Here is a 13,567-nt window from a genome sequence, read left to right on the forward strand (position 1 = left end):
ATCTAAAATGCATTATCCAAAACTGTTCCGGCTGCTTTTGCCGCTGAGTGCAGCTGCCAGTGGAATCCTGCTGTTCTCTGGGACAGCTTCCGCAGAAGCCACAGATACAGCTGCTGTGCCTGTTGCCACTGGCGTTCCCGTGGCAACGGCAGTCCCTGTAGCAACAGACACTGCACCGGAAATAAATATCCCCGAAACAGATCCGGTCTCCCCGAAAGAAGGCGACTGGATGGATTCAGCTGAGGGACGAAAATACTGTTATGACGACGGCTCCTTTGCCATAGATGTACAGATCATCGACGGTATCCCCTATCTGTTCCAGAAAGACGGCACTCTGCTGACGGGCTGGCAAAATTTTGACGGTGCTTGGCATTATTATGATCCGCAGACCTATCAGGCGGCAGTGGGCGTCCAGGAAATCGACGAAAGCATCTATCTATTTGACTATACTGGTACTGAAAAAACCGGCTGGCGTACAGTAAACGGCATCCGGCGTTATTACGATCCTGAAACCGGACAACTGTGCAGCGGTTGGTTCACTTATGCCGGAAACCGCTATTACATCGATCCCGAAACCGGAAAGGTGACAGGAGAATTCACGCTGGACGGTGTGAAATACTTATTCGACAGCGAATATGGCACCCAGAAAACTGGATTCTGTACATTTTCGGACAAAACAGTCTCCTACTATGAGACAGACGGTTCGCCTCTTTCCGGCTGGCTGGAACAATCCGGAAAAAAGTATTATTTCAACAATAACTACGTGATGCAGACCGGCTGGCAGGTCATTGACCAGAACAAATATCACTTTGCACCTGATGGAACCATGCAAAAGAGCTGGCAGACCATTGACGGAAATCGCTACTATTTCCTCGGCACTGGCATTATGCAGACCGGTTGGCTGACACTTTCCACCGGAGACTATTATTTCCTGAATGACGGCACTATGGCAACCGGTGCACAGATTATTGATGGAAAAAAATATCTGTTTCAAGAAAATGGCACGTTAAAACGCATTCGTGTCTGTCTGGATGCCGGACACTACGGAAAGTACAACCGCAGTCCTGTGAATGGTGCATATTACGAGTCGGATATGAGCTGGAATCTGCATCTGAAACTGAAAGCAGCACTGGAATCCTATGGCATTGAGGTCGTTACTACTCGTCCCACTCAGGCAGGCGATCTGGGATTGGAAGAACGAGGAAAAAAGGCGGCAGGCTGTGACTTATTTCTGAGCCTTCACAGCAATGCCGGCAATAGTTCTTCTATAGACGCTCCCCTAGCATGCTGCACGGTAACAGGTGCTGGGGATGTGCTGGGACAAAAACTAGCAGATACGGTGCACCAGGTCATGGGCACTTATCAGGCAGGCACCATTTGGAAACGTGTGGGAGAACATGGAGATTATTACGGCGTGCTCCGAGGTGCTACCTCTGTAGGTGTTCCGGCGATCTTGCTGGAGCACAGCTACCACACCAATCCGCGTGCCACAAACTGGCTTCTCAACGATGCCAACCTACAACGCATGGCACAGGCAGAAGCGGCTGTGATCGCAACATATTTCGGTGTATTATAAAAATACAATATCAATTTTTCACCCGGAATCTTATGAATTCCGGGTGTTTTTCTATAAAGGCAACATCACACAAAACTTCTAGACATTCTTTGTGTGATGTTGCCTAAAAATATTTTGAGAAGAGGGATTGACTTTTTCTGATCTGCTGGTATATTCCTGAGATGCGGAAGGAGATCATGGGAAAATTTTTGTTGGTAAATACATCTGGCAATCTGAAACCAGAAATGTTAGTACCTATGACTGGAGATTTTACTATAAAGGAGGATGTGAAGTGAAGGAATCTATTTGCGCCGTGCTTGGCGTTGCTGGCAGCTTTATCGCTGGATTGTTCGGAGGTTGGGATGCGTCACTGACAACATTACTAATCTTTATGGGTGTGGACTACTTGACCGGGCTTATTGTTGCGGCGGCAGGCAAGTCCCAAAAGAGTGAAAATGGACATCTGTCCAGCCTCATCGGGTGGACAGGACTTGCCAAGAAAGGCGTGTCCCTACTGCTAGTATTGGTTGCAGTGCGGCTGGATATTATGCTGGGGACAAGCTACATTCGGGATGGGGTCTGCATTGCATTTATGGTAAACGAGCTTATATCTATCGTGGAAAATGCAGGTCTGCTTGGCGTGCCTATGCCGGAAGTATTGACAAAAGCAATTGATTTGCTGCAAGGCAAAGGAAAGGATGATTGACATGGCAGTGAAAAACTATACTTACAGCGACACCACACAGCTGACACCGCATTTCAAGGCAAGCGAATTTCGCTGTAAATTCGGCATTGCCAAATCGTCCATGATGGGTAGTTCCGGCGTGAAAGCCAAAGGCATTGACGTTTCTAAGCATCAAGGTGTAATCGACTGGGATAAGGTTAAGGCATCTGGCAAGGTGGATTTTGCCATGATCCGGGTTGGTGTCGGCAGCGATATCGCCAGCCAAGATGATGCGCAAGCAGTGCGGAATATGACGGAATGCGAGCGTGTGGGGCTGCCATACGGCGTGTATCTGTATTCCTACGCATTATCAACAAATGAAGCGGAAAGCGAAGCAAAGCATGTTTTGCGTGTGATCTCCGGCAGAAAGCCTGTGCTTGGCGTATGGCTGGACATGGAGGATGCTGACGGATACAAGTCACGGCACGGAAAACCCCTGAATGCTGCAAACGGCAGCCTGTACACACAGATTTGCCGGACTTTTTGCAGTCGGATTGCCGGGGCTGGTGTGTACGCAAGCAAGAGCGTGCTGGCGGATATCCTAAGTGTATCCGACCTGCCTATCTGGGTTGCGCAGTGGGCAAGCAAGTGTACTTATAGCGGTGCTTATGATCTCTGGCAGTACAGCAATGTCGGAAAGGTGGACGGCATTTCTGGTAATGTGGATTTAGATTATTCGTATCGAGACGTTTTATAGTAAGCAAGAATCGAAAGACACATTAGAACAGATCCTGGATCATGTCGCAAGCATTGATAAAAAATTGAAGTGATAAAACACGGGTTAAATACCGTTTATATGCAATGAAAAACGCCCTTGAGCAGCAACGTTCAGGAGCGTTTTTTTCGTTTTGCGTGTCAATTTTTTGCACTTTGTGCGGCAAGCTGCAATTTTGTCGAGGCATTGCCAAAGGATAAAGCTGTATGCAGTACATCTGTTGCAGCGAATTATTATTTATGATGATCTTAATTCCTTTCCAAGCAGAGTTTCTTCTTAATATGTATTACAAAAGGCTTTGAAGGATAAAACAAATTTCACGTTTTAGTCATAAAAAGAAATGATTCTCTTCTTCAAAACATAATAAGTTATCGCTTGACAAAAACTTTATTATCTGTTATAATTGTAAGTAGTTCACATTGTAAACCACTTGAATTTAATAAACTTTTTATAGCCCAATATGATAGGAGGATATAAGTCTGTATGGAAGAATTCGACCGAACTGATATGATAGAAAAAATGCAGGATATTCGGCTTTTTGCCAGTCTCCATGTCAAAAGAAATAAACGAGGGAGTCTCACATCTGCTCAAGAAATTACTCTTCTGTCACGAATTGTATTATCTGACTCGCCGTTAACACCTATGGAATTGACCATACTGACAGGGCTTAGCAAATCTTCGGTAAGCCGACTGATCGAACGTTTAACCCAAAAGGAATTTATAACCAAGCAATACAGTGTCAAAGACAGGCGGAGTTACACTCTTCTGGGTACCGAAAAGGGTAATCAGGAGCTTGAACAAACTTACCGATATTATTTATCACCCATATATAAGCTTAGAAGAACTCTTGGAGAAGAACGATTTGCCTCTTTAATCGATCAGATAAAAGAGGCAAATAAAATGTTATGCGATGAGGAGGTAAAAAATGACATTTTATCAGGAACTTCAACTTAATCAAGCAGGCTCTAAGGATTATATTGCCAGCTTTAAAACGCGAAAAGAAAAAGCCAAACACATTGGAATTTATTTTTTAAAAATTCTCCTTAACATTGCTTTCTGTACAGCATTCATCACTCTGTTCAGTATCATTTTTGGCGAAAGAAACGCTATTGCAGGTTTGGCAGTACTGCTAAGTATAATGGCATTTCGATTTTCAGATTTTGGGATTCGCACATCCCATGCTATTTTCTGCGTCTTTGTTGTATTCGGAATTCTTGCAGTAGGGCCTAAGATCATCAGTGTTCTTCCCGTAGGCTGGGCCTTCTGCGTCAATATGATCTTCATTTTTCTTTTACTGCTGCTCGGAAGTCACAATGTAATTATGTTTAACCATTCTACATTGGTGCTCTCCTATCTGCTGCTTCAAGGATATAACGTTAGCGGTCATGCATTTAAAATGCGCTTGATAGGACTTTTTGTCGGCGCTGTGCTCACATCTGTTATCTTATACCACAATCATAGAAAAATCGATTACAAACGCAGTTTAAAAAATATTTTTCAGGAATTCAGTTTATCATCTACCCGAAGCAGATGGCAGCTTCGTCTCACTTTCAGTGTTTCCACTGTACTGTTGATAGGTTCTCTTTTAAATGTTCCTAAGGTATATTGGATGGGTATCGCTGCAATGTCTGTGACTGTGCCTTTCCGAAACGATCTTGTACAGCGTACAAAACATCGTATCATAGGAAGTCTTGCAGGAAGTGCTTTGTTCTTAGCCGCTTATTTGCTTGCACCGGAAAGTCTGCGTTCTATTTTCGGAATAATCGGCGGAATCGGTATGGGACTTTCTGTTCATTACGGCTGGCAAACTACATTTAATGCTTTTAGCGCACTTTCTACGGCAGTCAATATACTTGGTCTGAAATATGCTGTTATGTTCCGACTTTTCAACAATATTTTCAGCGCTGTTTATACATTCCTATTTGACCGTGTATTTGAGCCGTTTCTTATTTTTATCAATGATATATATATAAATATTTTATGTAAAAAATATTGCAGTAAATAGAAAAAAGGAACTGTTGCACCAACAAAAAAGTGCAGCAGTTCTTTCTTGATCAACCAATTCCAAAAACAAATGAACAGAAAGATATTATGAAAAAAGGAGCAAGGAATCAGACCCAATGCAAATTATGACTGAAAAAACACAAGACCCATCTTCTTAGAGCCTGTTCAGTATCTTTTTATGTGCGGATTTTCGAGCATAATTTTGTCGTTTACAAGGAAAAAATCCGCAGGCATACTGACGTATGGCAAGGATTTTCGACGCAGTTAACGGCAAAATTTGCCGAAAAGACGTGCGAAAAAAGATGCTGAACAGGCTCTTATAATCAGTCAGATCGAAGCTGCTTTTTCACGATGTATAAATCGCTGCCGGATACATAATTTCCTCGTGGAAGACGAAATGTGCAGATACATTTTTGGTGTAGGCTGCACAAAAAAATAATAAACAAAAAACAGCGCTGTGCCCATGGAACAATTTCCACCAAGCACAGCGCAGTTATTTACACTATAAAAGCGAAACGCTCTGATTACGTTTCATTCTTTTTCTTTTGAATTGCCACCTTTTTCGCTTCGTACTCTGCATCGGTCAGAATCCCTTGCTTATGCAGTGTCTCCAGCTTTTCCAGCAGCTTTTCAGGAGAGTCCTCATCGGAAGGCTTAGACTTCAGCTTTGCCCGCTTTTTCGCCTGCTGCCGTTCCCGTTCCTTTTCAGCTTCCAGTTCCACCAGCATTGCTGCATAGCGTTTCCGGTCTCCGAACCAGAACAGTACGATCAGAATCAGTCCGCCGCCAAGCAATCCGATGCCGATCCACCACCCCGGCGGTGTATAAGTCATAGTTACCGTGTGTGTACCCGGCTCCAGCTCTACGCCAATGAGGGCGTCTACGATCGCCAGCTGATCTACCTTCTTGCCGTCCACCCTGACAGTCCAGCCCGGCTGATCCGGAATGGTGGTCATCATGAGCTGACCTTCTTCGGCAGTAATGGTACCAACCAGCTTTCGGTCATTGCTCTTCTCCGTGTCAATCTGCCACTGATTCTGTTTCAGTTTGTCGATATCCTCCTGGAATACATCCGGATGATAGGTGTAGAACAGGAAGTTCTTGACGATAGTAAACTTCTCCGAATTGGCAACCGTCATTCGCAGGGTGATCTTGGTACCCGGTTCGAAGGTTCCCAGGCGCAGTGCAATGTAGTTGTCGCCCTCGAAATACTGCCCCACGGATTCAAATCCGCCGTTGTCCCTTGCATAGCCGTCTGCATCCACCCATGTGAATTCGCCGGAGTTGTTCTCTCTCCATGCAGCCTCGTTTTCGCTCCACTCTGCTTCATCCCAAGTGGACATCCAGAGGTTGACTTCCTTCTGGAATTCCGTCTTGAAGTAGATGTAGATGGGCTCCTCCGACTCAGCCACCAGATGGAAATCCACAGTGGGGTCGCTGTCGCCGGTGACATCATACTTCGTCTGCTCGCCATAAGGACTTGTTGTAATGGAATCGCTGACAATGGGATTCTCCGCCAGATTCAAGGGCGTATAGTACTGCGTCCAGCCTTCAAACTGACCGGCGTCATCGAATGTAGTATTGCCGCTCAAGGTACTCATGAAGATATTCTGGCTGTTGAAAGGATTGTCGTTGCCCAGGTGGTCGATCTTTGTCACCGTGCTGTCCACCATATAACCGATAGAAAGGGCATTGGTATTTTCGTAGGCTGTGATAGTCTTATCCGTACCATTTTCATTGGTATAGTCATATGCCCATCTTGCCTCATATGCCGGATTCAGGCGGCGTTTCTGGTCATTGCTATCGCCCCGATCCAGGACATATTTGATACCCAAGAGAGAGTCTGCAACCTCTGTATTACCGTCGTAGCGTGTGTAATAACTGTGCATACAATAACCCAGCGTCTCAATGAAATTGATAATACGGGTGTTCATGACGGAGCTGGAATGAGAAATACCGTTCAGGCCAAAGCCGGCATTGTCATTCACACAACGGTAGAAGGTTTTTTCTGCACGGTAGAAACCGTCATCCTTTTCTTCCAGCATATCCGTTGCGGCACGTCCGTTCTCCATGTAATTCTGATAGGACTTTCTGGTGGAATATGCGACTTCCTCATCAATGTCCTTCATAGAATCCACAGCATTATAAACCGCCTCACCGCCTACCATGCAGAGCATCATGGTGGTCAGTGCAATGCTGATGCCTCGTTTGCCCTGGGTGATCTTTCCGCCGGTCATAAAGTACAGCAGGATCAGATAGATACCCATAATTGCCGCAGAAATCCAAACAGCGCCCTTTGACATCTGCTCAAACTTCATGCCGGCTACAACGGCAATGAAGATGACCAAGCCAATGGCAGTACCCAGAAGATGTTTTTTCTTGATGCCCTCCAGGTTCGCAAAAGCTGTTGCTGCCATGGTCAGGAACACAAAGGACAACAGGAAGGCATAACGGAAGGGCAGCCAGTTCGGCACCTGTCCGCCATGCCACATCATGTCCACAGGTGTGATGAGCATGCACATGACCATAACAAAAATCAGGGCAGAATAGCCGATCTTTTTCTTCCGGTTGATATTCTTGTTCAGATAGAACAAGGGCAGGAGCACTACCGTCAGCAGACCGCAGTAGATCTCCGGTTTACCCTGAACATTGACTGAATCATACTGTGCCGGCAGCAGTTGAGGCAGCATGTCCAGCAGATCACACAAGAACACCATCAGCGGCGAATCCTGTGCACTTTCCAGGAGTGTCTTGCTCAGAGGGAATGATTGGAACCGGAAGCTGTAGTCCGGGTCAGTGAACTCGAATTTACCCAGTTTCAGCGCATTGTACACCGGCAGGAGCATGAATGCAGCACATGCCAGGGCAATAATGGATGAATAGGCGATCCGTACAATGACGGTGAAATAATCATATGCCTTGCGCTTCTTGTCCGAACCCAGGAACAGATAGAACAGGAAATAGAGGATCACGAAGAAGCAGATCATATAGCCGATGTAGAAGTTTGCCACACACATGATCGCCAGGGGAATGATATAGTGCAGCCGTCTGCCATCGTCCACCAGGTATTCAATACCCAACATGATCAGGGGCAGGAACACCAGACCGTCCAGCCACATGGGGTCGATGAGCTGGATCACTGCATACGCCATCATTGCGTACATGGTGGAGAAGAGCAATGACGGATAGGGCTGTATGCCCCGGCGCTTCTGCAGGAAATAATTAAAGGTAACACCTGCGGCACCCAGCTTGCACAGCTGCATGATCAGCAAACTGTTCAGCATGAATTTTTCTGGGAGCAGCAATACAATGAGCGTAAAGGGACTGGCGAGGTAATAGCCGATAATGCCCATGAACTCACCGGAGAGGTTTCGCGACCAGTTATAGAAAATACTGCCGTCTCCCCAGAACGCATCACGCAGTGCTTCGAAGTAGTAGACGTACTGACCGTTCAGGTCGAGACAGAGCACCGACTCTTCGCCGAACGGATACAGCCCGAAAATCGCATATGCCAGATACGTCAGAGCAGCGGGTATTGCAAATGCAATGAGATAGACCCGGTTCCGGACGATCCAGTTTTTCAGGCTGGTCAGAATACCGCCGACGCTGATACTGCGCTTTGCAGGTAAAGCTGCGGCGGCTTTTGTCTTGGTAGTTGCCATGAAATTCCTCCTTAAAAAACCGATACCATACGGCGGTATCTGGAATAGAATGGGGTATTTTTCTGAAAATACCGTCAAAAAGGTGTTCCGCCGTTCCCCCTGGACGGTCAGAACAACAGATAAAAACATTATACCATATTTTTTACACAGTTGCAAGTCTTTTTTGAAATTTGTCACGAAGAATTCAACTGTAGGGAACGACCCCTGTGTCGTTCCCAAGGCGTATCGGAAATCAGACGAGACGACACCGTATCGTTCCCAAGGCGTATCGGGAATCAGACGGAACGACACCGTATCGTTCGCAAGGTATACTTGGAATCAGACGAGACGACACCGTATCGTTCGCAAGGCGTATCGGGAATCAGACGGAACGACACCGTATCGTTCCCAAGGCGTATCGGGAATCAGACGAGACAACACCGTATCGTTCCCAAGGCGTATCGGGAATCAGACGAGACGACACCGTATCGTTCGCAAGGTATACTTGGAATCAGACGGAACGACACAGGGGTCGTTCCCTACGAGAGAATCCGGGCGGATGGTATCCGTTCCAGCAATCCATCACAAATTCCCCGTCAGGTGCATGAGGATGGAAATTGCTGCCAGAGGTGCAGTTTCGCAACGCAGGATACGTTCTCCCAGCCATACCGGCACTGCCCCTTGTTCCTGTAATTTCTGGGCTTCCTCCGGGTCAAAGCCGCCCTCACTCCCCACGATCAGGGCGATATTGCGGCAGTCCTGCAAATCCACCTCCGAAAAGCGCACGCCGCCGCCTTCGTACAATAGAATTGCCTTGTCCGCCTTCTGGATTTCCTGACAGGCTTCGCCGAAAGATAACATAGGTGCGACCTCCGGGAGTATGCCACGTCCTGCCTGTTTTGCAGCGGATTCGGAAATTTTTTGCAGGCGGGACAGCTTCTTTGTAAATTCCGCCGGCTTCGGACGGGAAATGCATCGCCGTGTGAGCACCGGTACAATACGTACTGCCCCCAGTTCCACGGCTTTCTGAATGATCTGCTCCAGCTTGTCCCCTTTTGGCATGGCCTGGTACAGCGTCACAGAAACCGTTGGCTCAGCTGCACAGGCAGTATAGGAACATACCTCCAGATGCACTTCCTCCGGTGTAATGGAACGGATGCGGCAGGTATAATCCCGTCCATAGGCACAGACGGTCAGTATATCCCCCACACGCATCCGCAGGGAAAGCCCGATATGGCGAGCATCAGGGCCTGTGATGACAACATCCGATTCGTCCAGTTCTTCTAAAAAAAATCGCGGCATAGTTTTTCTCCTTTTTGGTTACAGAACACCGTACGGCGAGCACAAGCCCCCACCCTACGAGTTTTGACGTTTTTCGCATAGCAATAAATGTAAAGAATCCGGTGCAGGACGGTGGCTTGCTCCCACCGTGTCTTTAGAGCCTGTTTAGTATCTTGTCGTGCATGGATTTTTGAGTGAATTTTCGCTGATTTCAAGGCGAAAATTCGCAGGCGGGCTGTCGCCCGGCAAGAATTTTTAACGCAGAAAGCAGTAAAATTCACCGAAAAGACATGTGCGAAAAGATGCTGAACAGGCTCTTATACATTCATGGTTGAAAATCGCATACTCTTTGCGTGATATTGTTGACATTTCCGAGAAAATGTGATAAAGTAATAGATAAAGCCATTTGGGCAGCCATGCCCGGAAAGGAACATGTGATTATGACACAAAAAATGACCTGGTTCCGCCGCGTTCTCACACTGGGACTGACGGCATCATTGATATGCATCTGCTTTGGCTGCGGTGCGCAGTCTGGTACAAACACAAGCGACAAACAGGGCGAGGATATCGCCATGGAGGATCTGGAATATGGCGCAACCATGCGCAGGGACACAGACTATGCCGTCCCTGTAGAATATGACAAGCGCTTCTTAGAAGACGGCGAGTTAAAAGCACTGACAGACTATTATGCAGCCATCCAGAATGAGGATGTCCCCCTTTTCTCCGATTGTGTTCTGGATTTTTACATGGAATCTCTCTATCAGAACGCATACGGCGGACTTCTGGATGACAGTGCTTATTTGACGCAGCAGCACGAGAAATTCCAGGAACAGATTGACGGCGACTTCACTTTTGCAGAGATCTCAGTGAACGACTGCAAGGAACAGACTGACGCCGGATCCGGCATTGAGTATCTGATTGAAATGTTCAACGAGTTAAATGATGACGACACCTACTGCGATACCCATATGCAAAGCTGCAAGGCACTGACGATACAGCCAATGCTGTCCAACAGCGAGGATGCCACTGTGGCTTGTGACGAAGTCCCTGTATTCCTAGTAAATCTGGACGGCACATATTACGTCTGCGCATAATGACATAGTCATTATATGGTAAAATCGTCCTCTTCTTCCTGAACAAGTTCTTGTCTGGCAGCTTCTTTTGCTTCCTGGCATTCTCTCAGTTTCTCACTGAGCTGACGCATAGCGATCCGATACCGCCAGAACAGCAGCACCATGGCTGTCACATACAAAACTGTCACTATGATCAGTGCAATTGCCAGGGAATGTTCCAGCATATTTCAGCGCTCCTTTCTGTCTCTCTGTGATTGGAATGCTTTCATTATAATACGATACACTGGATTTGTCAACCAGAACGAATTTCCCTTCGAACTTATGGGCAAACAATATAATACGCTCCTGCATCAGAACGATTTCAATCCAACAAAACAAAATAAACGGACAGGCGTGCATGCCTGTACAAAAAAATCTGCCATCACAGCAGAAAAGGACTTGTATTTTTTTTGAAATCATGGTATACTATGACTATGGTCAAAGGTTTTGCCATTCTAGCTGCATACTGAGCCGTGACTAGAATGTGATTGACAATGGGGCTCAGAGAAAAGAGGTTTCTTATGAAAGGCAGTACAATTGCCGCAATGGTAATGGCAGCTGCGGCAGCTTCCGCCGCAACAATTTTTGCACTGAAGAAAGCACATGATAAAAAGCTGGAAAACGCTTGTAACTGCGACGATCTGCCTGAGGGCGGATGCCGCTGCACAGAAGAAAGCGAAGAAGAGACCTGCTTCTGCGAAAACAGCGCTGAAGACGCTTGCTGCTGCACAGAAGACGAGGCTGACACATGCTGCTGCGAAACTGACGAAACAACAGAAGAAAAAGCCGAGGACGGTTGCTGCGCTGACGGTGTCTGCTCCTTTGGCGGAGACGATGCTGCGGCTGTAGACCAGCCGGCACAAATCCATATGCCGGAAGATCTGGACGAGGCTGATGAAGATCCTACAGAAAAAGCTTGATCTGACAGACAAAATCTGCCGCTTCTGTGAAAAAATGTGAAAAAATTGACAAGTTATACCCACTGTGCTATAATTACTTTATTGGGGCATTAGCGCAGTTGGGAGCGCATCACACTGGCAGTGTGGGAGTCAGGGGTTCGAATCCCCTATGCTCCACCATATTGTGACCATAAAAAAGATATATGGTCGAAAAAGCCCGAAATATCGGGCTTTTTTCATGCCTAAACGACGAAAAAAGCAGGTGAAAAACCGTAGATATTTTTCGGCAGTTTTTCGAATGTAACAGGATTCGAACCGATGCAAAGGAAAAAATCAGGGCAGATTGGAGAAGATAAAACATCAATCTCCATTTTTTAAGTAGAAAATAGTATACAAATTTTTGAAGACCGTTTTGTCTGGTATCACGAAACACGTGATGCTGCACAAAGCGGTCTTTTTTTGTTTCTGGCAGAGATGAAAAAGACTGCTTCAAAATACATTGCGGAGGAAGAATATGAAGAAGTTACATTTTAACAGTACACTGAATCACAAAGCATCCGATTATAAGCCCTATGAAATCTGCGTGGAAAGGGTTGTCACGCTCTACGGCAGGAGCTTTGAGAACCTGAAAAGTCGCACATTGGATGACAATCCATACATTGCCCAATATCGTGACCTGATGTGCATCGACAGCGATGATGTTGCCCATTGTCTGCTGTTTTTGGACTATGACACCGGAGACGGCATTATTGCAGAAGCCGAAGGCAGCAATTACGCCAGAAAGTCACAGTTTGTTCCCAACGCAAGAGCACTGCTGGAGAACAATGAAATGACCGCCGCTGAAACACGACTGCATAACGATCTGAAAAAAATCGCTGACAAAGTTGCAGAGCTTGCCCATTGCGGTGAAACAAGCTTCACATTTGATGAACTGCTGGAAGAATCCGATTTGGATGTAAAATCTGTTCTGCGTGACGCGGTGGCGGCAATGCTCCGAGAACGGGAGGATATTCAGATGGCAGAAAGTCAGTCCATCGAAGTTCCCTTTCAGCCGGATATCACGGTTGAAGCCAAACCGACACAGGAATTGACATTTTACTGTCCGCTAAAAATTGTCAGAGAATCGGAAGAACCTGATTACGAATGGGACGAGGAAGTTACAGAGGAGGATTTTGAGGAAATTCCGTCTGCATATGCCGATGTCTGTGCGGATGAAATCAACGATTTCATTCAGGATTACTCTGAACCGGAAGAAGAACATCGAGGACTTATGGTGTATTATAACGATAATCCTGCCGTCAGCGAAAAAGTTTTCTCGGCGATTCCATCTGTCAGGGAAATCAATGGTAAACTTATGGGCGTGTTTGAATGCCGGATTGTCGGAGAACTGACTGACAGCGAACTGGAAGAACTGCGTAGTTATCTGACTGGTCAGTGTTCAGACGGATTTTTTGAGGGCATGGAGCAGCATCCGATAAAAACTGCTGATTTCGGCGAAATCTATGTTAGCTTCTGGAATGACAGCAATGATTGGTCGCTGCAAACAGAAGAAGAAATGGGATTGTCTCAGGCTGAGAAACTCACGGAAGAACCCAGCATGGGCATGACGATGTGAAAGGAGCAGCTATGTTTTATA

General features: G+C 46.4%; 12 protein-coding genes and 1 tRNA gene. 10 read left to right on the plus strand and 3 right to left on the minus strand.

Going from position 1 to position 13,567, the window contains the following annotated elements; all coding sequences use genetic code 11:
* The first annotated feature begins 7 nt into the window (after positions 1-7).
* From QZ375_RS04415 to QZ375_RS04435, 5 genes are all read left to right on the plus strand, one after another.
* Positions 8-1,576 (plus strand): N-acetylmuramoyl-L-alanine amidase, encoded by a 1,569-nt coding sequence (locus tag QZ375_RS04415; protein ID WP_295215826.1) that lies wholly within the window; start codon positions 8-10, stop codon positions 1,574-1,576.
* A 271-nt stretch (positions 1,577-1,847) separates the two neighbouring features.
* Positions 1,848-2,261, plus strand: coding sequence for a phage holin family protein (locus QZ375_RS04420; protein ID WP_295215828.1), 414 nt, complete (start codon positions 1,848-1,850; stop codon positions 2,259-2,261).
* A gap of 1 nt (position 2,262) precedes the next feature.
* On the plus strand, positions 2,263-2,976 hold the full coding sequence (locus QZ375_RS04425) for a glycoside hydrolase family 25 protein (protein WP_295215829.1): 714 nt from the start codon (positions 2,263-2,265) through the stop codon (positions 2,974-2,976).
* Positions 2,977-3,477: 501 nt separating this feature from the next.
* Entirely contained in the window at positions 3,478-3,948 is a 471-nt protein-coding gene (locus tag QZ375_RS04430; RefSeq protein WP_295215830.1) for a MarR family transcriptional regulator, read from the plus strand.
* Positions 3,920-4,999, plus strand: coding sequence for an FUSC family protein (locus QZ375_RS04435; RefSeq protein WP_295215831.1), 1,080 nt, complete (start codon positions 3,920-3,922; stop codon positions 4,997-4,999). The genes QZ375_RS04430 and QZ375_RS04435 overlap by 29 nt, the downstream gene beginning before the upstream one ends.
* Before the next feature lie 523 nt (positions 5,000-5,522).
* Here QZ375_RS04435 and QZ375_RS04440 read toward each other — a convergent pair.
* Positions 5,523-8,660 carry a YfhO family protein gene (locus tag QZ375_RS04440; RefSeq protein WP_295215832.1) on the minus strand — a complete coding sequence of 1,046 codons (3,138 nt, stop codon included), beginning with the start codon at positions 8,658-8,660 and terminating at the stop codon, positions 5,523-5,525.
* 206 nt (positions 8,661-8,866) lie between these two features.
* Here QZ375_RS04440 and QZ375_RS04445 point away from each other — a divergent pair, with 206 nt between their 5' ends.
* On the plus strand, positions 8,867-9,247 hold the full coding sequence (locus QZ375_RS04445; protein WP_295215834.1) for a hypothetical protein: 381 nt from the start codon (positions 8,867-8,869) through the stop codon (positions 9,245-9,247).
* On the opposite strand, the gene QZ375_RS04450 is transcribed toward QZ375_RS04445, so the two are convergent.
* Entirely contained in the window at positions 9,222-9,941 is a 720-nt protein-coding gene (locus QZ375_RS04450; protein ID WP_295215836.1) for an RsmE family RNA methyltransferase, read from the minus strand. The two genes, QZ375_RS04445 and QZ375_RS04450, sit on opposite strands and share 26 nt — an antisense overlap.
* A 419-nt stretch (positions 9,942-10,360) precedes the next feature.
* On the opposite strand from QZ375_RS04450, the gene QZ375_RS04455 reads away from it, so the two are divergent.
* Positions 10,361-11,014 carry a hypothetical protein gene (locus tag QZ375_RS04455; RefSeq protein ID WP_295215838.1) on the plus strand — a complete coding sequence of 218 codons (654 nt, stop codon included), beginning with the start codon at positions 10,361-10,363 and terminating at the stop codon, positions 11,012-11,014.
* A gap of 11 nt (positions 11,015-11,025) precedes the next feature.
* On the opposite strand, the gene QZ375_RS04460 is transcribed toward QZ375_RS04455, so the two are convergent.
* Positions 11,026-11,217 carry a hypothetical protein gene (locus QZ375_RS04460; RefSeq protein ID WP_295215840.1) on the minus strand — a complete coding sequence of 64 codons (192 nt, stop codon included), beginning with the start codon at positions 11,215-11,217 and terminating at the stop codon, positions 11,026-11,028.
* A gap of 336 nt (positions 11,218-11,553) precedes the next feature.
* Here QZ375_RS04460 and QZ375_RS04465 point away from each other — a divergent pair, with 336 nt between their 5' ends.
* From QZ375_RS04465 to QZ375_RS04475, 3 genes are all read left to right on the plus strand, one after another.
* On the plus strand, positions 11,554-11,952 hold the full coding sequence (locus QZ375_RS04465) for a hypothetical protein (RefSeq protein ID WP_295215842.1): 399 nt from the start codon (positions 11,554-11,556) through the stop codon (positions 11,950-11,952).
* An 83-nt stretch (positions 11,953-12,035) separates the two neighbouring features.
* Positions 12,036-12,111: transfer RNA gene (locus QZ375_RS04470), tRNA-Ala, on the plus strand.
* A gap of 334 nt (positions 12,112-12,445) precedes the next feature.
* Entirely contained in the window at positions 12,446-13,546 is a 1,101-nt protein-coding gene (locus QZ375_RS04475; RefSeq protein ID WP_295215845.1) for a DUF6329 domain-containing protein, read from the plus strand.
* The last annotated feature ends 21 nt before the right edge of the window (positions 13,547-13,567 follow it).

The sequence above is a fragment of the Ruminococcus sp. genome (assembly GCF_019417665.1).
Lineage (GTDB): Bacteria > Bacillota > Clostridia > Oscillospirales > Ruminococcaceae > Ruminococcus_C.